At 66.8% G+C, this 17,140-nt stretch carries 20 protein-coding genes; 14 read left to right on the forward strand and 6 right to left on the reverse strand.

Features of this window, described 5'->3' with window-relative positions:
• Positions 1-140: 140 nt before the first annotated feature.
• Positions 141-587, forward strand: coding sequence for a hypothetical protein (locus BST28156_RS15900; protein WP_437341293.1), 447 nt, complete (start codon positions 141-143; stop codon positions 585-587).
• 139 nt (positions 588-726) lie between these two features.
• On the forward strand, positions 727-1,287 hold the full coding sequence (locus tag BST28156_RS15905) for a hypothetical protein (RefSeq protein ID WP_174902689.1): 561 nt from the start codon (positions 727-729) through the stop codon (positions 1,285-1,287).
• A 45-nt stretch (positions 1,288-1,332) separates the two neighbouring features.
• On the opposite strand, the gene BST28156_RS15910 is transcribed toward BST28156_RS15905, so the two are convergent.
• Positions 1,333-2,208 (reverse strand): LysR family transcriptional regulator, encoded by an 876-nt coding sequence (locus tag BST28156_RS15910; RefSeq protein ID WP_060247104.1) that lies wholly within the window; start codon positions 2,206-2,208, stop codon positions 1,333-1,335.
• A 140-nt stretch (positions 2,209-2,348) separates the two neighbouring features.
• On the opposite strand from BST28156_RS15910, the gene BST28156_RS15915 reads away from it, so the two are divergent.
• The 7 genes from BST28156_RS15915 (at position 2,349) to BST28156_RS15945 (ending at position 8,014) form a co-directional block, all read left to right on the forward strand.
• A complete protein-coding gene (locus BST28156_RS15915) occupies positions 2,349-3,668 on the forward strand; it encodes a DUF3422 family protein (RefSeq protein WP_174902690.1) in 1,320 nt (439 codons plus the stop codon).
• A gap of 28 nt (positions 3,669-3,696) precedes the next feature.
• On the forward strand, positions 3,697-3,897 hold the full coding sequence (locus tag BST28156_RS15920; RefSeq protein WP_060247100.1) for a hypothetical protein: 201 nt from the start codon (positions 3,697-3,699) through the stop codon (positions 3,895-3,897).
• 113 nt (positions 3,898-4,010) lie between these two features.
• Complete coding sequence (locus BST28156_RS15925; RefSeq protein ID WP_174902691.1) at positions 4,011-4,343, forward strand: hypothetical protein; 333 nt, start codon at positions 4,011-4,013, stop codon at positions 4,341-4,343.
• A gap of 148 nt (positions 4,344-4,491) precedes the next feature.
• The gene (locus BST28156_RS15930; protein ID WP_174902692.1) at positions 4,492-5,643 is read left to right on the forward strand and encodes an ABC transporter ATP-binding protein; all 1,152 of its coding nucleotides are present in this window, start codon (positions 4,492-4,494) and stop codon (positions 5,641-5,643) included.
• Positions 5,644-5,653: 10 nt separating this feature from the next.
• On the forward strand, positions 5,654-6,646 hold the full coding sequence (locus BST28156_RS15935; RefSeq protein WP_174902693.1) for an ABC transporter permease subunit: 993 nt from the start codon (positions 5,654-5,656) through the stop codon (positions 6,644-6,646).
• Positions 6,643-7,482: an ABC transporter permease subunit gene (locus BST28156_RS15940; protein WP_174902694.1), complete on the forward strand. Its 840-nt coding sequence runs from the start codon at positions 6,643-6,645 to the stop codon at positions 7,480-7,482. Before BST28156_RS15935 ends, BST28156_RS15940 begins: the two co-directional genes overlap by 4 nt.
• 97 nt (positions 7,483-7,579) lie before the next feature.
• A complete protein-coding gene (locus tag BST28156_RS15945) occupies positions 7,580-8,014 on the forward strand; it encodes a GNAT family N-acetyltransferase (protein ID WP_174902695.1) in 435 nt (144 codons plus the stop codon).
• Positions 8,015-8,035: 21 nt separating this feature from the next.
• Here the strand turns inward: BST28156_RS15945 and BST28156_RS15950 are convergent, their stop codons facing one another.
• From BST28156_RS15950 to BST28156_RS15965, 4 genes are read right to left on the reverse strand one after another with little or no spacing between them, the layout of a single operon-like run.
• Complete coding sequence (locus tag BST28156_RS15950; RefSeq protein WP_060246362.1) at positions 8,036-9,208, reverse strand: osmoprotectant ABC transporter ATP-binding protein OsmV; 1,173 nt, start codon at positions 9,206-9,208, stop codon at positions 8,036-8,038.
• Positions 9,205-9,858, reverse strand: a complete 654-nt coding sequence (locus tag BST28156_RS15955; RefSeq protein WP_174902696.1) for an ABC transporter permease — start codon at positions 9,856-9,858, stop codon at positions 9,205-9,207. Before BST28156_RS15955 ends, BST28156_RS15950 begins: the two co-directional genes overlap by 4 nt.
• A 10-nt stretch (positions 9,859-9,868) precedes the next feature.
• Positions 9,869-10,780, reverse strand: coding sequence for a glycine betaine ABC transporter substrate-binding protein (locus tag BST28156_RS15960; protein ID WP_174902697.1), 912 nt, complete (start codon positions 10,778-10,780; stop codon positions 9,869-9,871).
• The gene (locus BST28156_RS15965) at positions 10,777-11,493 is read right to left on the reverse strand and encodes an ABC transporter permease (protein ID WP_060246364.1); all 717 of its coding nucleotides are present in this window, start codon (positions 11,491-11,493) and stop codon (positions 10,777-10,779) included. Before BST28156_RS15965 ends, BST28156_RS15960 begins: the two co-directional genes overlap by 4 nt.
• On the opposite strand from BST28156_RS15965, the gene BST28156_RS15970 reads away from it, so the two are divergent.
• The 5 genes from BST28156_RS15970 (at position 11,492) to BST28156_RS15995 (ending at position 15,697) form a co-directional block, all read left to right on the forward strand.
• The gene (locus BST28156_RS15970) at positions 11,492-11,695 is read left to right on the forward strand and encodes a hypothetical protein (RefSeq protein WP_155640814.1); all 204 of its coding nucleotides are present in this window, start codon (positions 11,492-11,494) and stop codon (positions 11,693-11,695) included. The genes BST28156_RS15965 and BST28156_RS15970 overlap by 2 nt on opposite strands.
• A gap of 1,069 nt (positions 11,696-12,764) precedes the next feature.
• On the forward strand, positions 12,765-13,931 hold the full coding sequence (locus tag BST28156_RS15980) for a porin (RefSeq protein ID WP_174902699.1): 1,167 nt from the start codon (positions 12,765-12,767) through the stop codon (positions 13,929-13,931).
• Positions 13,932-13,982: 51 nt separating this feature from the next.
• On the forward strand, positions 13,983-14,642 hold the full coding sequence (locus tag BST28156_RS15985) for a M24 family metallopeptidase (protein ID WP_060246365.1): 660 nt from the start codon (positions 13,983-13,985) through the stop codon (positions 14,640-14,642).
• Positions 14,643-14,763: 121 nt separating this feature from the next.
• Positions 14,764-15,255, forward strand: coding sequence for a molybdopterin-dependent oxidoreductase (locus BST28156_RS15990; protein ID WP_174902700.1), 492 nt, complete (start codon positions 14,764-14,766; stop codon positions 15,253-15,255).
• Between the two features lie 118 nt (positions 15,256-15,373).
• On the forward strand, positions 15,374-15,697 hold the full coding sequence (locus tag BST28156_RS15995) for a winged helix-turn-helix domain-containing protein (protein ID WP_034188511.1): 324 nt from the start codon (positions 15,374-15,376) through the stop codon (positions 15,695-15,697).
• A 63-nt stretch (positions 15,698-15,760) separates the two neighbouring features.
• On the opposite strand, the gene BST28156_RS16000 is transcribed toward BST28156_RS15995, so the two are convergent.
• Positions 15,761-17,104, reverse strand: coding sequence for a DUF2325 domain-containing protein (locus BST28156_RS16000; protein ID WP_174902701.1), 1,344 nt, complete (start codon positions 17,102-17,104; stop codon positions 15,761-15,763).
• Positions 17,105-17,140 lie beyond the last annotated feature (36 nt).

Here is a 17,140-nt window from a genome sequence, read left to right on the forward strand (position 1 = left end):
AGATCATGAACACGATATCTCTAACGCACTGCCCTCAGGGCCCGTTTACACCGTATCCAATTTCAACAGCCTGCTAGTCGCGCACGGGGCGGAATCGGGCCGATGGCGGGGCAGGTGCGTCGGCTCCCGCTCGGAGAAACATGCCGTTTTTTCACCGGCACGCCGCTTTTTTGCACGGCGTTTATGTCGCGCCCCCTAATCTCGAAGCGTGTCGAACTGCCGAGACGGCTACCGTCCGCTCCATGACCTTCATTCGCCCCGTTCCCGCTTTCGATGTCGCCGGCCGGCGGTGCCGGCACGGCGTACGCCACCCCGTCGCTCCGTCACCGTTTCCGCGCGTGCTGCTGCCCGTCACGCTGAGCGCGTGCTCGCCCCGCGCCGCGCACGACCGCCTCGCGGCGCTGCTGGGCTCCCCGCTCGGCGTCTATGTCGCGGGCGCGCGCACCGTGCGCAATGCGATCCACCTGCGCTTCGATATCGCGCCCGAAGACCTGGACTTCACGCTGCACATGCTGATCGCGCAGCTGGCCGACGCGCTGATCGGGCCGGTCGTGCACGCGTCGCGCGCCGCGGCGCGTCCCCGGTAGCGCGCGGCACGCTTATTGCTCGTTCCTTCCGGTTGCTCGTTCGATCTGCCGGCCGGTCGTCGTGCGCTGCATCAGCCGGCGACGGCGAACGTTCGGGCGCCGCGTCGTGCGCGGCGCCGCCCTTGATAACGGAGAATTCATGTACCTCATGGAAGAAGTGCAGGTCGCGCGCCCGGCAGCCCGCCGCGCGCCCGCCGCGGCGCTGCCGTCGGGCAGGCAGCTCGCCCGCCAGGTCATGGTGACGGTTCGTACGGCCGACGTGCTGCTGCGCCAGGCGATCCGCGTGCCCGACCATCATCAGTGGTCGGTCGATATCGAGCGCGTCGACGCGGCCGGCGGCCCGCTTGCCGCTTGGGATTCGTACGTGACGCTTCGCGTCGCCAAGGCGTTCGCGCCGGGCGTCGACGCGAACGCGCGCGCGGGCGATCCGGCGCAGGCGGCCGTCGAGATCCGGCTGTCGCTGCCCGAGCAGGCGTACGTATCGGAACGCCGCATCGGCGTGTTCGGCCGCCGGCACGGCCACCGGTTCGGCGCGACGCTGTCGGTCGTGGTCGGCTCGCAATGGGGCGGCCGACGCACCGAGCACGTCCCGCCGGCCGGGCGGCACGTGCGCGGCGAGACGCTCGAAGCGCTCGTCGATACGGTGGCGGGGATCGTCAACGCGGCGCTGGGCACGGCCGGCTTCGGCGTGTCGGCCTGACGCGAGCGCGTCTGCGGCGCGCGTGCGCTGGCCGCCGTAGCGGGATCACGCGTCGCCGGCCTGGCCGGTCTGCCGTTGCAGGTCGTCCATCAGTTGCTCGGCGAGGAAGTCGCACGGCGGCCGTTTCGATTTCGTGCTGCGCGCGAGGATCAGTTCGAGCGGCGGCAGGTCGGGCAGCCCGTGCGAGCGGCCGAGCATCGACAGTTGCGCGGGGATCGCGCAGCGCGCGAGCGGCGCGACCGCGAGCCCCGCTTCCACCATGCTGAGCAGCCCGAGCAGGCTCGGGCTTTCGTAGGACGTCCGGTATGGCAGCTTCGCGCGTTCGAGGCTGCGGATCGCGTTCTCGCGCGCGACGCTGCCCGGCATGAACACCGCGATCGGCAGCGGCCGTTCTTCCCACACGCGCGGCCCGTTCGTCATCGCGGCCCATGCCATCGGCTCGTGGCGGATGAAGTCGCCGGACAGGCCCTTGATGCGCGTGCCGCACACGAGATCGACGGTGCCGTCCTTCAGCAGCGGCGCGAGCGCGCTGCTCGGCAGCCCGATCACCTGGATCTCGACCTTCGGGTAGGTCGCCGAGAATTTCTTCAGCACCGACGGCAGCAGCGACGACGCGTAGTCGTCCGGCACGCCGATCACGACCTTGCCGGTCACCTCCGGCCGCACGACGGCCGCCCACGCCTCGTCGCGCAGCGCCAGCATTCGTCTGGCGAATCCCAGCAGCACTTCGCCTTCGCGCGTGAGCACGATGCTGCGCGGCTTGCGCACGAACAGCGGCCGGCCGATCGCATCCTCGAGGCTCTTGATCTGCATGCTCACGGCCGACTGCGAGCGGTTCACGGCCTCGGCGGCGCGCGTCATGTTGCCGGTCTCCGCGACGGCGACGACGGTGGCGAGCACGTCGTGATCGAGCATTTTCATCGGTATCAGGAAAACTGAACGTAACGATCAACATTATGCGTTTTTATTGTCGTTATGTGTCTGCCATAGTGCGATCATGCCGGCGGCATCGTCGGGATGCGGCGCGGCGCGCAGGACTGAACAGGAAGCGTGGTGTATCGATGATGGACCATCCGTTGCGCGCGGCACTGGCCGCCGAATTGCATGCCCGGCCGTTCCTGCGGCTCGCCGAAGCCGTGTCGCTCACGCATTACGCGATCTATGCGGACGGCCAGCCCGACCTCCACGAAACGCTGCTGCACGCGCTGTGCCGCGACACCGGCATTGCCGCGCCGCACGAAGGCGCGACGCACTACGCGGTGCAGTCGCCGTGCGGCTGGCACCTGAAGTGGGAGCGCCACACCGAATTCTCGACCTTCACGTTCGTCGCGCCGCGTCGCGACACCGGCTACTTCGACGATCTTGCGATCGAAGGCATTCCGGCCGCGTGGTTCGCGCGGCTGGCCGGCATCCGCTTCGTCGCGGTGCGCATGGAACTGTTGTCCGGCGACGCTGCGCGGCTCGTGTGCGGCGACCTGCGCCGCTGGATCGACGGACCCGTGCCGGTCGGCAGCAGCGTGCTCGGCGGCGGCAAGGTGTTCTGCGACTGGCACGTGCGCGACGACGGCTTCATGCGCTTTCTCGTCGTCGACGAGGACTTCCGCGAGGAGCAGGGCGGCCGGCTGCTGCAGCGCCTGTATGAAATCGAAACGTACCGGATGATGGCGCTGCTCGCGCTGCCCGTCGCGCGGCGGATGAGCCGCGAGCTCGACGAGATCCATGCGTCGCTGCACACGCTGATGCAGCAGATGGACGCCGGCGGCGCGGACGGCGACGATACGGCGCTGCTCGTCAGGCTCACGCATCTCGCGGTGCGCGTCGAGGCGCTGTCGGGCTCGGGCAGCCGCTTCAGCGCGTCGCGCGCGTACGAGAAGCTGGTGCTCGCGCGCATCCACGAACTGCGCGAGGAGCGCATCGAGGGAATGCCGACGATCGCGGAATTCATGGAGCGGCGCTTCGCGCCGGCAATGGAGACCTGCCGCAGCGTATGGGCGCGTCACGAGCAGATCGCCGCGCGAATCGCACGCGCGGTCGACCTGCTGCGCACGCGCGTGAATCTCGCGCAGGAAAAGGACGTCACGCGCCTGCTGGCCGGGATGGAGCGTACCGCGCGCAATCAGCTGCATCTTCAGCATGCGGTCGAAGGGCTGTCGGTGGCGGCCATTTCGTACTACGTGCTGTCGCTTGCGACGGCGGCATTCAAGGCGCTGCACGTGATGAACCTGCCGGTCGATCCCGAACTCGCGGAAGGACTGCTGATCGCGCCGGTCGTCTTCGTGGTGATCCACATCACCCGACGCACGCGCGCGCAGCTCGCGCATGCGGAAGCCGCGCACGATGGCGGGGCCGCGCACGCGGCCGCGCTGAAACGGGCAAGCTAGAAAACCGATAATCGACCAAGGAGTGGAGATGACTTTTTCGCAGACGCAACCCGAATTTTTCAGCGGCTTCGACGCATTCGACGAACCGTTTCCGGACGATGCGGGCACGCCCGACGATGCGCGCGTGACGTCGTATCAGGCCGTGCTGCAGGAACCGATGATGTCGCTGGTCGGCAGCACGACCGACCGGCCGGATGTCGCGTCGGTCGCGATTCTGGGGTACAACTGACGCGCGTTTTGTCCCGTGTGCCGCACCGGGGTGCGGCCTCCCGTTGCGACGCATCCGGCGTCGACACGTTTCCGTCGCATTCCGCACGCCGATACGATGCGGCGCAGGACGTCGTGCCTGCTGGTTTTCCCCACCCGCCACATCACCCGCCGGCCTGCGTGCCGACGGGTATCCGCGTGGCCGCGCGGGCTGCGTCGCGCCCCCGTTTTCCCGTGCGCGCAAACATCGATTCCGCTCAATGTCCGGAACCGAAATTCGCGATCCAAAAAGTTTTTGACGGGTTTAAAAATTCGCACTGGAGACGACAGATGCGTGCGGAAAGCCCGATGAAAACCGATGAAATCCTCATGACAGCCGCTGCGGCGAATCCGGCCGTCGGCCCGACGCGGCATGCCGGCCGCATCGCGGCGCCGTTCGTCACGACGGCCGCTTCCGCGCGCGGCTGAGCGCCGCGCCTCATTCCCGACACCCGCCTTCCTGCGTCATGCGTTCCGGACGAGGAATCGCTCGATCCCTCTCCGTCCATACCGCGCGACCGCACACCGGTCGCGCTGCGGATTCGCCCGCCCGATTACTCGCTTACCACGGACCATCATGAAACGGGATTCATTCAGTAGCACTGATGCAGCACGTCGCGAAACGACCCTCATCAAACCGACCGACACCTTCGTGCGCATCGAAAACGTCGTGAAGAAATTCGGCGACAGCACGGCCGTCGACAACGTGAACCTGACGATCGCGAAGAACGAGCTGTTCGCGCTGCTCGGCAGCTCGGGCTGCGGCAAGTCGACGCTGCTGCGCATGCTCGCCGGGCTGGAGACGGCGACCTCCGGCAAGATCTACGTCGACGGCGAGGACCTCGCGTCGCTGCCGCCGTACCGCCGCCCGGTGAACATGATGTTCCAGTCGTACGCGCTGTTCCCGCACATGACGGTCGAGTCGAACGTCGCGTTCGGCCTGAAGCAGGAAGGCACGCCGAAGAACGAGATCAGGGAGCGCGTGGCCGACGCGCTCGCACTCGTGCAGATGAGCAAGTACGCGCAGCGCAAGCCGCACCAGCTGTCCGGCGGCCAGCAGCAGCGCGTCGCGCTCGCGCGCTCGCTGGTCAAGCGCCCGAAGCTGCTGCTGCTCGACGAGCCGATGTCCGCGCTCGACAAGAAGATTCGCCAGAAGACCCAGCTCGAACTGGTCAACATCATCGAGAAGGTCGACGTCACCTGCGTGATGGTCACGCACGACCAGGAAGAGGCGATGACGATGGCCAGCCGCCTCGCGGTGATGAGCGAAGGCAAGATCGTGCAGATCGGCGCGCCGGGCGAAGTGTACGAATTCCCGAACAGCCGCTTCTCGGCCGAGTTCATCGGCTCGACCAACCTGTTCGAAGGGCGCGTGGTCGAGGACGAGCCCGACCACATCTTCGTCGAGAGCGACGACCTCGAGGCGCGCATGCACGTGAGCCACGGCATCACCGGCCCGCTCGGCATGCCGGTCGGCATCTCGGTGCGCCCGGAGCGCGTGCACGTGTCGCGCGAGAAGCCGGCCTCGCCGCACAACTGGGCGCGCGGCGTCGTCACCGACATCGCGTACATGGGCGCGTACTCGCTGTACCACGTGCGACTGCCGAGCGGCAAGACGGTCGTGTCGAACCTGGCGAGCTCGCACCTGATGCACGACGGCGCGCCCGCGTGGAACGACGACGTGTTCGTGTCGTGGTCGCCGTCCAGCGGCGTCGTGCTGACGCAGTGAGGACCATGCGATGAGAACTTCCGCTTCCCCTTCGTCCGCGCCGGTGTCGTCCGGCGCCGCGGCCGCGAGCGCGGCCTCGACCTCCGCACGCCGCAACCGTTTCCCGCTGCTGTCGCGTTTCCTGCCGTCGGGCCGCAGCGTGGTGATCGGCGTGCCGTTCCTGTGGCTCGCGATCTTCTTTGCGCTGCCGTTCGTGCTGGTGCTGAAGATCAGCTTCGCCGACCAGGTGATGGGCATCCCGCCGTACACGTCGCTCGTCGAGATCAAGGACGGCGTCGTGCACTTCGCGCTGCAGCTGTCGCACTACGCGTTCCTGCTGCAGGACGACCTGTACGTCGCGACCTACCTCAGCTCGCTGAAGATGGCCGCCGTGTCGACGGTGCTGTGCCTGCTGATCGGCTATCCGATGGCGTACTACATCGCGCGCTCGGAGCCGGGCACGCGCAACGTGCTGATGATGGCCGTGATGCTGCCGTTCTGGACCTCGTTCCTGATCCGCGTGTACGCGTGGATCGGCATCCTGAAGGACGACGGCCTGCTGAACCATGCGCTGATCGCGCTGGGCATCATCCACACGCCGCTGCGGCTCTATCACAGCGATGCGGGCGTCTACATCGGGATGGTCTATTCGTACCTGCCGTTCATGGTGATGCCGCTGTACGCGCACCTCGTGAAGATGGACCTCACGCTGCTGGAGGCCGCATACGACCTCGGCGCGAAGCCGTGGGTCGCGTTCACGCGCATCACGCTGCCGCTGTCGAAGAACGGGATCATCGCGGGCAGCCTGCTGGTGTTCATCCCGGCGGTCGGCGAGTACGTGATCCCGGAGCTGCTGGGCGGTGCGGACACGCTGATGATCGGGCGCGTGATGTGGGATGAATTCTTCAACAACATGGACTGGCCGATGGCGTCGGCCGTGACGGTCGCGATGGTGGTGCTGCTGCTGGTGCCGATGGCGCTGTTCCAGTACTACCAGGTCAAGGAACTGGAGGACGCGAAATGATCAAGCCGAGCAAACCGCTGTCGACGGGCGTTCTCGCCTTCGGGTTCCTGTTCCTGTACATCCCGATCGTCAGCCTGGTCGTGTACTCGTTCAACGAGTCGAAGCTGGTGACGGTGTGGTCGGGCTTCTCGCTGAAGTGGTACGCGGCGCTGTGGCAGGACGACGAGTTGCTGAGCGCCGCGTGGCTGTCGCTGAAGATCGGCCTGCTGACGGCAACCGCGTCGGTGGTGATCGGCACGTGGGCGGGCTTCGTGCTGGCGCGCTTCGGGCGCTTCAAGGGCTTCACGCTGTACACGGGGATGATCAACGCGCCGCTGGTGATACCGGAGGTGATCCAGGGGATCTCGCTGCTGCTGCTGTTCGTCGCGCTGGAGCAGATGTTCGGCTGGCCGAAGGGGCGCGGGATGGTGACGATCTGGATCGGCCACGTGATGCTGTGCGTGTCGTACGTGGCGATCATCGTGCAGTCGCGCGTGAAGGAGATGAACAAGTCGCTGGAGGAGGCGGCGCTGGATCTGGGCGCGACGCCGCTGAAGGTGTTCTTCGTGGTGACGCTGCCGCTGATCTCGCAAGCGCTGCTGTCGGGGTGGCTGCTGTCGTTCACGCTGTCGATCGACGACCTGGTGCTGTCGGCGTTCCTGTCGGGGCCCGGTTCGACGACGCTGCCGCTGGTGGTGTTCTCGCGCGTGCGGCTGGGGCTGAACCCGGAGATGAACGCGCTGGCGACGCTGTTCATCGCGACGGTGACGATCGGCGTGATCGTCGTGAACCAGATGATGATCGCGCGCGAGCGGCGTCGCATGGCGGACATGAAGGCGGCATTCGCGGTGGCGTGAGCACGGGTGGCGCGCTGCACGCGCTTCACGCTATAGTCGGACGAATCGCGCCGGGGCATGCGTGCCCCGGTCATTCCGCTCACGCATGCGCCCGCTCATGACCGCTTCTCCCGACATTTCCTTTCAGCTTGCCGACACCGCGCAGCCTGCGGCTCGCGACTTCATCAGCCGGAAGCTCGGCGAATTCAACGACGCGGTGACGGGGCGCGCCGACAGCGCGGCGCTCGACGTCTACGTGACCGATCCGGCGAGCGGCGAAGTGCTCGGCGGCCTGACCGGCCGCACGTCGCTCGGGCTGTTTTTCATCGACCTGTTCTACCTGCCCGATTCGCTGCGCGGCGGCGGTGTCGGCAGCCGGCTGCTGCAGACGGCCGAAGCCGAGGCGAAGCGGCGCGGCTGCAGCCGCGCGGTGCTCTATACGATCTCGTTCCAGGCGCCGGGCTTCTACCGCAAGCAGGGTTACGAGGTCTTCGGGGAAGTGCCGTGCGAGCCGGAAGGCACGTCGCGCGTATTCATGGTCAAGCTGCTTTGACCGGCGGATGGCCGCGCGCAGTCAGTGCGCCGCGGCCGTCGAGAACGCGCTCGGCTCGCCGGGCGGCTGGCCCGTCTGCCGGCGCGAACGGCCCGAGCTCAGGTACGCGGCGATCGAATCCTGCGTGACCTCGCCGATCCACACGCCGTCGGCATCGAGCACCGGCATCCACGACGCGCTGTACTGGTACATCTTCGACAGCACGATGCGCAGGTTGTCGTCCATCGACACGCTGGCGGCGAACGGCGTGATGCGATCGCCGCACACGCCGTCGGCCGCGCGCGCCGCGCGGCGCGTCACGTAGCCGAGTGCGCGGCCGGCATCGTCGAGCACGCTCAGGTAGCGGCAGTCCGTGTCGTCCATCACCGTGAAGGCGTGCGCCAGCGGCGTATCGACGCGCGCCGTTTCGGGCTGCGTGGCGGCATCCCCCGCCTTCACGAGCAGCAGGCGCTTGAGCGTGCTGTCCTGGCCCACGAACTGCGCGACGAATTCGTCGCGCGGCCGCGCGAGCAGCGTATCGGGATGATCGTACTGGACGAGCTGGCCGCGCCGGAACACCGCGATGCGGTCGCCGAGCTTGATCGCCTCGTCGATGTCGTGGCTCACCATGATCACGGTCTTCTTCAACTGCCGCTGCATCTGGAAGAACTCGTTCTGGATCGATTCGCGATTGATCGGGTCGACCGCGCCGAACGGCTCGTCCATCAGCAGCACGGGCGGGTCGGCCGCCAGCGCGCGAATCACGCCGATGCGCTGCTGCTGGCCGCCCGACAGCTCGCGCGGATAGCGCTTCAGGTACTGCTTCGGATCGAGCGCGACCATCGACATCAGCTCCTGCGCGCGTTCGGCGCAGCGCTTCTTGTCCCAGCGCAGCAGGCGCGGCACGACGGTGATGTTCTCTTCGATCGTCATGTTCGGGAACAGCCCGATCTGCTGGATCACGTAGCCGATATGGCGTCGCAGGTCGACTTCGTTCAGTTGCGCGGTGTCCTCGCCGTTGATCAGCGCGCGGCCCGACGTGGGTTCGATGAGTCGGTTGATCATCTTGAGCGTGGTGGTCTTGCCGCAGCCCGACGGGCCGAGGAATACGCAGATTTCGCCCTCGGCCACCGACAGGCTCACGGCGTCGACGGCGCGTACGGCCTGGCCGTCCTTTCCGGTGAAGGTCTTGGTCAGTTTGTCGAGTTCGATCATGTCTTCTGCACTCCCTTCGGTGTCAATGCACGCTGCAGCATCTGCAGCAGCAGGTCGGCGACGATCGCGAGCACGCTCACGAGCACGGCGCCCACCAGCAGCTTCATCATGCTGCTCTGGCCGATCGCGCGCAGGATCAGCGTGCCGAGGCCGCCCGCGCCGATCACGGCGGTGATCGTCATCACGCCGATGTTCATCACGACCGCGGTGCGCACGCCGGCGAGAATCACCGGCACCGCGAGCGGCAGATCGACGAGGCGCAGCCGCTGCCACGAGGTCATGCCGATGCCGGTGCCGGCTTCCCTGATCCCGGGCTCGACGTTGCGCAGCGCGAGGTAGGTGTTGCGCATGATCGGCAGCAGCGAGTAGAGGAACACCGCGGTGATCGCAGGCGCCGCGCCGATGCCCTGGCCGAAGCGCGAGAAGAACGGGATCATCAGGCCGAACAGCGCAATCGACGGCAGCGTGAGCACGATGGTGGCGAGGCCGAGCAGCGGGCCGGCGAGCCATTCGTGGCGGTTGATCAGGATGCCGAGCGGCACGCCCGCGACGATCGCGCAGCCCACGGCGATGCCGACGAGCCAGATGTGCTGCAGCGTGAGCTGCAGCAGCTCGGGCCAGCTCGAAGCGAGATAGGCGGACAGAGTCATCGGGCCTCCTTCAAGGTAGCGGGTGCGTGCGCAGGAACGCGTCGGCGACCTCGCGCGGCGACTTGCCGTCGAGATCGACCGCCTTGTTCATCGCCTGCATCACGTCGTTGTCGAGAGCCGCCGACAGCGCATCGAGCTGCGCCGCGAGCTTCGGGTTGCGATCGAGCGTGTCCTTGCGCACCACCGGCGTCGCGTTGTATGGCGGGAAGTAATGCTTGTCGTCTTCGAGCGGCACGATGCCGAACCCCTTCACGCGGCCGTCGGTCGTATAGACGAGGCCGATCGTCAGCTGGTTGTTGTGCAGCGCCGTATAGACGAGCCCCGGATCCATCTGCTTCATCTGCGCGCGGCTGAAGTGCATGTCGTAGGTTTCGAGCAGCGGCTTCAGGCCGTCGGGGCGGTTCGCGAATTCCGCGTCCATGCCGAACACGTAGCGCTTCGCGGCGGGATCGGTCTTCAGATGCGCGGCAAGCTGCGAGATCGTCCGGATGCCGGTGGCCTCCACGACCTTGCTCGGCAGGCCGAGCGCATAGGTATCGTTGAGCGGCGACGCGCGGAGCCAGACGAGCCCGCGCGGCACGTCGAGCGCCTTCACGCGCCGGTACATCTCGTCGGGCGACAGCTTGTCCTGGATCTTGTTGTAGACGAGCGCCGCGGTGCCCGTGTAGTCCCACATCAGGTCGAACTGGCCGTTCTCCAGCGCGCTGCGCGCGAGCGTGCTGCCGAGGCCCGACTTGACCTCGACGTCGTAGCCGCGCGAACGCAGGTATTGCGCGGTGACTTCCGCGAGCACGTATTGCTCGGTGAAGTTCTTGGCGCCCAGCACGAGCTTCGCGGCGAATGCCGACGTGCTCGCCGCCACGCACAGCGCGCTGGCCGCGACAAGGCGTGCGATGGCCCGGATTGCAATGCGACGCGTCATGCCGCACCTCCGTGGCGTGCGAGCCAGTGCCGGCTTGCCGCGGCGACGACACCGTCCAGCACGAGTGCGAGCGCGGCGGTGAGCGACGCGCCGAGCAGCAGCAGCGGCTGGTTGTCGAGATAGATGCCGGGGAAGATCAGCGAGCCGAGGCTGTCGGCGCCGATCAGATAGGCGAGCGGTGCGGTGCCGACGTTGATCGCGAGCGCGGTGCGCACGCCGCCGACGATGATGGGCAGCGCATTCGGCAGCTCCACGCGCAGCAGCGATTGCCAGCCCGTCATGCCGATGCCTTTGGCGGCCTCGCGCAGCGCGGCGGGCACGTTCTTCACGCCTTCGTAGGTATTGCGCGTAATCGGCAGCAGCGAGGCGAGGAACAGCGCGACGATCGCGGGCACGTCGCCGATGCCGAAGATGCCGAGTGCGATTGCAAGCACTGCGAGCGAAGGGATCGTATTGCCGATGTTGAAGACCTGCATGAAGCGCTCGGCCTGGCGCTGGAACCGCGGACGGCTCAGCAGCACGCCGGCCGGCACGCCGACGACGATCGCGAGCACCATCGAGTAGCCGACCAGCAGCATGTGCCGGCCCGCGTAGTACGTCAGGTCGTCTGCGCGCTGGCGGAACGTCTCTGCGCCGATGCCGCGCGCCAGCGCCCAGGCGACGACGATGACGGCTATCAGGCTGCCCAACAGTCGGACAGTGCGTCGAGTCATGAAGATACGCCTCCTCGATCTCGGTGCGGTACGCATGCTGGCACACGCCGCGATGGAAGTTCGTGATCCCGGCATGGCCGCGATTGAACTGACGGAAACAGTCCTCGCCGATGCGCAGCAATGCGCAACGGAAAGTCGAATGAACGCGTCGATGCGTTCGCCTGATTGTCATGTTCGGCCCGGCAGCGCAATTACCGCGTGATTTGCGCCCTCGGGCAGGCGCCGCCATGTGAAGCAAGCGGCAAGGACGCGGACGGGCCAAGGCTCATCCGCTGGGGCCGACGGCCCCTTTTGATGTGGCAAAACGGTTGCGCTCGCAACCAATTGCGAGCTTGCATCGCCGTTATGCACGAGTCGTACTTTGGGTGATGAAGTGAGCCGAGTATAGAGCAATCGATCGGATCCGTCTACCTTGAGAACCGATCGATGATCAGGGTGCGAGTCACCATTCCGAAAATTTATAAATAGATTTGATGTGCGAACCTGTTGTTGCGCGATTTTGTGTAAACGATTTTGCGGTCGATTTCCCGTATAAAAGCCGCGGTGCCATTTCATCCGGCGACGTGTTTTGAAACCGATGCTATCGCGTCTCCATAAAATGTCGCATGACTGATTATGCGAATGAAGGCAGGAAGGATCCGGATTGTCCGGAATCGCGTATCCGGCCTTTGGCTCGTTCGAGCGGATGCGTGCGAGCAGGTCGAGCATCTGATGAAGGCGGATCCATTCCGGCCGGCCGGGCTGCGCAAGGCCGTGCGCATCGTCGAGTGGCGGCGGGTGTTTGCGGACGGAAGCGGGACGGCCGCGCGATGACCGCGAACGGACGCACGGCCGATCGACTCGACCGTCGTTGAACGCGTGTGGACGAAAGACGACAAACACCCGAATAAATGTTTACCGCCCGATGACAACTCGATATATTTCGACAAATATATCGAAGGCCGTGACACCGTCAGGCGTCACGCCGTCCACTGCTCCGCGAAAGCCGGAAGAAGCGACTCTCTGACCTGCATCGCCGGAGCAACGCGCCGACACGCCCGCCCGCACCTGCGGGCACACGGGTCGGCGCTGCAATACGAGCGGCCGCCCTGCGGCATGCCGCTTTAGCAAGCACACACCGGCATCGAAACGGAGCATCGTGCCCGCGCGCATGAGGCGCGGGTGCGTCCCGACGATGCAGTGCACTTGCATCGGTACGTCAAACGATTTTTCGTCAACACGCCGCGCGTTCCGCAGCGACGGAGTCGCGCGCGCCCATGAAAAGGAAGAGCATGAAGAAGACCATCGTGGCCGCGGCCACACTCGGGATGTTCGGCGCGAGCGCGCACGCGCAGAGCAGCGTCACGCTGTACGGGCTGATCGATGCGGGCGTCACGTATGCGAACAAGGTCGCGACCTCGACCGGACACGGCAAGCTCGTCAAGTACGGCGACGGCGTTGCGTCGGGCAGCCGCTGGGGCATCCGCGGCACCGAGGATCTCGGCGGCGGCCTGAAGGCGCTGTTCGTGCTGGAAAGCGGTTTCAGCAGCGGCGACGGCACGCTTGGCCAGGGCGGTGCGCTGTTCGGCCGCCAAGTGTTCGTCGGCCTGTCGAAGAACGGCGTCGGCTCGCTGACGTTCGGTCGCCAGTACTCGTTCTCGACCGACTACATCGGCGGCAACTACACGATGGGCAGCCAGACGCCGGCCGGCAACTACGCGTATCACATCAACGACCTCGACCAGCTGACGTCCAGCCGCATCAACAACGCGGTGAAGTTCCAGAGCGCGAACTTCGCGGGCCTCACGTTCGGCGCGATGTACGGCTTCTCGAACTCGACGCAGTTCGCCGGCGCGCCGACGACGTCGTCGGGCGGCACGACCACGCAGGGCGCGTCGAGCGCGTACAGCTTCGGCGCGAACTACGCGCAAGGCCCGTTCGGCATCGGCGCTGCGTACACGAACATCCGCTTCCCGGGTGGCGCGACGCCCGCGTTCGGCGTGAGCATCGCGAACGTCAACACGCTCGGGCTGCGCGACCTCGAAACCTTCGGCGTCGGCGCGCGTTATGCGATCGCGGCCGCGCTCGTGTGGGCGAACTGGACGCACACGAAGTTCGAGCCGCTGTCGGGCGAGGCGTCGGAGCTGAACAACTACGAAATCGGCGGCCGCTACGCGTTCACGCCGGCACTGAGCGCCGGGCTCGGCTATACGTTCTCGAAACTCGACGACCGCTTCGAAGGCAAGTGGCACCAGGTCAACGCCGCCGTCGACTATGCGCTGTCGAAGCGCACCGACGTGTACGTGAGCGCGGCCTACCAGAAGGCGTCGGGCAGCAATACGGTCAATGGTCGCGTGGTGCCGGTGCAGGCCGAGATCGGCTCGTCGGCGTCGTTCATCGGCAATGCGGGTGCGAATACGCAGTTCGTCACGCGCGTCGGCCTGCGTCACAAGTTCTAGGCGCCGGCGCGCCCGGGATGTTCCCGGGCGCCTGACCATGGGAGCACCACAATGAATACAGCAGTCAAGGAAGCCGTCGGCGCGGCGTTTTCGCTCGACGCGATGCGGCACGCGAGAACCATGACGTGGAAGGCCGTCGACATGATCGCGGCTGGTATCCGGCCCGGCATGCGCGAATCGGAGGCCAATGCGCTCGGGCGGCGCATCCTCGACGATCTCGGGATGGACCGGATCTGGCATCCCGTGATCGTCCGTTTCGGCGAAAACACGCTGCGAACCTTCAAGGAGCGTTCGGCGGCGGATCCGGTGCTGGCCGACCACGATATCTTCTTCATCGACCTCGGCGCGGTATGGGCGAAGCACGAAGGCGATGCGGGCGCGACCTTCGTGTGCGGCGACGATCCGGACATGCGCGCCTGCGCGGACGCCGCGCGTACGATCTACCGCGAAGTCGAGCAGCACTGGCGAACCACCGGCTGCGGCGGCATCGCGCTGTACGATTTCGCGGCGCGGCGTGCCGACGCGCACGGCTTCCGGCTGAACCTCGACATCAACGGGCATCGCGTCAGCGACTTCCCGCATGCGATCTACAAGGCCGGCAATCTCGGCGACTTCGATGCGGTGCCCGCTGCCGGCCTGTGGATTCTCGAGATCCAGATCGCCCACCCGACGCGACCGTTCGGTGCGTTCTACGAGGACCTGCTCGTCTAGGGTCATAAAAGATCCGGTATGCCGCTCATACCCGATGCCGATCGCGCGGCCAGCCGCGGTGCAGCGTAATATATTCGCCGATATATCGATGCGCCGGCATGGGGCCGGCCCCGGAGGAAGCATGGAGATGGCAGGTACGGCGGCGCAGCCGTCACAGGACGCGACGATCGGTTCGATCGCGCTGACGGGCGCATTCGCGCGGCCGCTGACGGTGACGCTCGACGATCTGCGCCGCTATGCGCACGCGACGGCCGAGCCGTTCGATCTGCGCTGCTTCACGACGCATCGCTTCATTCGCAGCGTCGATCGATATCGCGGTGCGCGGCTGAAGGACCTGATCGATGCGGCCGGCCTGCTCGGCGCGCAGGTCGGCGATTTCAAGCGCACCGTCTTCATCGCGCATGCGCACGACGGCTACGCGGTGACGTTTTCCTGGCACGAGCTGTTCAATACGCCGATCGGCGAGCGCGTGCTGGTCGCGTTCGCGCGCGGCGACGAGCCGCTGTCGATCGATGAAGGTGCGCCGATCCTCGTTTCCGCCGCCGATATCCTGCCGGCGCCGCGCCACGTGAAGCGTCTCGCGGGCGTCGTCGCACGCGTGCTCGAGATCTGAGCCGCCCGCGTCGCCGGCAGCGTCGCCGCGCGATCCATCGTGTATGCTTGCGCGCATGGTTCAACCGGCGGACAACATGAAGACTTCGGCATCCCCCAAACCCCAGGTACGTTTCAGGATGCGCATCCAGCAGGCCGACACGATCGCGCTCGGGCCGGGCAAGGTCGCGCTGCTCGAGGCCGTGCGCGAGCACGGGTCGATTTCGGCGGCGGCGCGCAGCCTGAAGATGTCGTACCGGCGCGCGTGGCTGTTGATGGACGAGCTGAACCGCTCGCTCAAATCGCCCGCGACGGTCTCCGAGCACGGCGGACAGAGCGGCGGCGGCAGCGTGCTGACGCCGGTCGGCGAGGAAATCATCCGGCTCTATCGCGGGATCGAGGCGCGCGCCTACGCGGCCTGCGCGGACGACATCGCCGCGCTGACAAAAATGGTGCGCCGCTGAGCGTGCCGTAGTTGCGCGCTTGAATTGCCTTCAGCCGCACTCGATCTCGGCAGAACGCTTCCGCTACCCATGCCGCAGACAGAACCGCGAAGCGTCCCCTGCCGACGAATCGGGAAGCGCCGCTTCGCGCGCGTGCGCATCGAGCCGGCCGATCAGTTCGACGAAGCTCGCGACGCTCGCAGTCCGCAGCGGGTAGTACGCAACATGGCTGCGCTCGCAGATGCGCTTCAGCTGGTTCATCGAATCGTGATCGATGCAGTCGACCGGGAACACGACCAGGTTCGCGCCCGGCAGCGCCGCGGCGAGCAGACCCTTGCGGTCCTCGATGCCGCCGTCGTGCACGATCATTTCGCCGCCCGACGTCTCGACGATCCGGCGAATCGCGCGGTTCGACCCCGGGCGGCCGCCGACGTAGACGACGCGCTTGCCGCGCAGCATCGACAGCGAATCGGCCGCGCGTTCGGACGGATCGTCGGTCGACATCTGCACCGCGTGTTCCAGCGCGCTCGCTTCCGCGCGCAGCGTCTTCACCATCGTCATCAGTTCGTCGAGCCGCGCGCGCATCGCGCGGGCGCTCGCCTGTTCCGCGGCGATCCGCTGTTCGGCGGCCTCGCGGCGGCTCGTGTGCAGCGCAAGCCGTTCGTCGCGCAACGCCAGCGCTTCGCGCAGCTCGCGGACTTCGTCGCGCAGACGGCTTCCGTCCGCCTCCGGTTGTGCATCCTGACGCGCACGGCATGCGTCCAGCGCATCGAGCGCTGCGTCGCGCTGCTGGCTGATCTCATGCAGGCGGGCCTGCTGCCGATCGAGCTTCGCGTGCAGCGCCGCGTTTTCCTGTTCGAGCGCGACCAGCCGCCGGATATCCGCGCGATTGGCCGCGCCGACCAGATGCGACAGCATGTGCAGGTCGCCGAAGGCCGCCTGGCGCACGCTGGGCGTCGCGCGCGGATGTGTCATCAGCGCCCAGTACGCGGGCGGAATGTCGCCGCGCTTGAGCGCGTCCTTCCATAGCGCGAGCAGCGCGTCATCGTCCGGCGCGCTGTCGAACGTGCGGATCGCGCCGGCGTAGCGCTCGTCGAGCGCCTTGTGCAGCGCCTTGGCGCCGGCAGTACCTTCGATCGCGAGTTCGACGGCCGCGTGGTGGATTTCCAGGTCGGTCGCACGCTGGCGGTCGAGATCGGTGAATTTCGGCACGAGCTTGCGCAGCTCATGGGTGGTCAGGCAGGTGCCGATGATCGAGCAGTGCAGGGTCGCATCGAGCTCCGACAGCCGCGCGCGGCGCTTCGTGTCGGCGCGTTGCGCGCGGGACGGCGCGCAGCATGCGTCGACGCGGCCGCCGCCCGACGATGCGGTGTCGCCGGCCGACGCAATGCCCGCCATGCGGGCCAGTCGAAAGGGCGGAGCGTGCATGTTGACCTCTGTCCGGCGCTGACGAGCCGGAGACGG

It is taken from the genome of Burkholderia pseudomultivorans, from assembly GCF_902499075.1.
Classification (GTDB): Bacteria; Pseudomonadota; Gammaproteobacteria; order Burkholderiales; family Burkholderiaceae; genus Burkholderia; species Burkholderia pseudomultivorans.

Excerpts from the sequence above, each read along its gene's own strand:
- BST28156_RS15900 (WP_437341293.1), top strand. The coding sequence starts at position 141 with ATGCCGTTTTTTCACCGGCACGCCGCTTTTTTGCACGGCGTTTATGTC.
- BST28156_RS15905 (WP_174902689.1), top strand. The coding sequence starts at position 727 with ATGTACCTCATGGAAGAAGTGCAGGTCGCGCGCCCGGCAGCCCGCCGC.
- BST28156_RS15910 (WP_060247104.1), bottom strand. The coding sequence starts at position 2,208 with ATGAAAATGCTCGATCACGACGTGCTCGCCACCGTCGTCGCCGTCGCG.
- BST28156_RS15915 (WP_174902690.1), top strand. The coding sequence starts at position 2,349 with ATGATGGACCATCCGTTGCGCGCGGCACTGGCCGCCGAATTGCATGCC.
- BST28156_RS15920 (WP_060247100.1), top strand. The coding sequence starts at position 3,697 with ATGACTTTTTCGCAGACGCAACCCGAATTTTTCAGCGGCTTCGACGCA.
- BST28156_RS15930 (WP_174902692.1), top strand. The coding sequence starts at position 4,492 with ATGAAACGGGATTCATTCAGTAGCACTGATGCAGCACGTCGCGAAACG.
- BST28156_RS15935 (WP_174902693.1), top strand. The coding sequence starts at position 5,654 with ATGAGAACTTCCGCTTCCCCTTCGTCCGCGCCGGTGTCGTCCGGCGCC.
- BST28156_RS15940 (WP_174902694.1), top strand. The coding sequence starts at position 6,643 with ATGATCAAGCCGAGCAAACCGCTGTCGACGGGCGTTCTCGCCTTCGGG.
- BST28156_RS15945 (WP_174902695.1), top strand. The coding sequence starts at position 7,580 with ATGACCGCTTCTCCCGACATTTCCTTTCAGCTTGCCGACACCGCGCAG.
- BST28156_RS15950 (WP_060246362.1), bottom strand. The coding sequence starts at position 9,208 with ATGATCGAACTCGACAAACTGACCAAGACCTTCACCGGAAAGGACGGC.
- BST28156_RS15955 (WP_174902696.1), bottom strand. The coding sequence starts at position 9,858 with ATGACTCTGTCCGCCTATCTCGCTTCGAGCTGGCCCGAGCTGCTGCAG.
- BST28156_RS15960 (WP_174902697.1), bottom strand. The coding sequence starts at position 10,780 with ATGACGCGTCGCATTGCAATCCGGGCCATCGCACGCCTTGTCGCGGCC.
- BST28156_RS15970 (WP_155640814.1), top strand. The coding sequence starts at position 11,492 with ATGAAGATACGCCTCCTCGATCTCGGTGCGGTACGCATGCTGGCACAC.
- BST28156_RS15965 (WP_060246364.1), bottom strand. The coding sequence starts at position 11,493 with ATGACTCGACGCACTGTCCGACTGTTGGGCAGCCTGATAGCCGTCATC.
- BST28156_RS15980 (WP_174902699.1), top strand. The coding sequence starts at position 12,765 with ATGAAGAAGACCATCGTGGCCGCGGCCACACTCGGGATGTTCGGCGCG.
- BST28156_RS15985 (WP_060246365.1), top strand. The coding sequence starts at position 13,983 with ATGAATACAGCAGTCAAGGAAGCCGTCGGCGCGGCGTTTTCGCTCGAC.
- BST28156_RS15990 (WP_174902700.1), top strand. The coding sequence starts at position 14,764 with ATGGAGATGGCAGGTACGGCGGCGCAGCCGTCACAGGACGCGACGATC.
- BST28156_RS15995 (WP_034188511.1), top strand. The coding sequence starts at position 15,374 with ATGCGCATCCAGCAGGCCGACACGATCGCGCTCGGGCCGGGCAAGGTC.
- BST28156_RS16000 (WP_174902701.1), bottom strand. The coding sequence starts at position 17,104 with ATGCACGCTCCGCCCTTTCGACTGGCCCGCATGGCGGGCATTGCGTCG.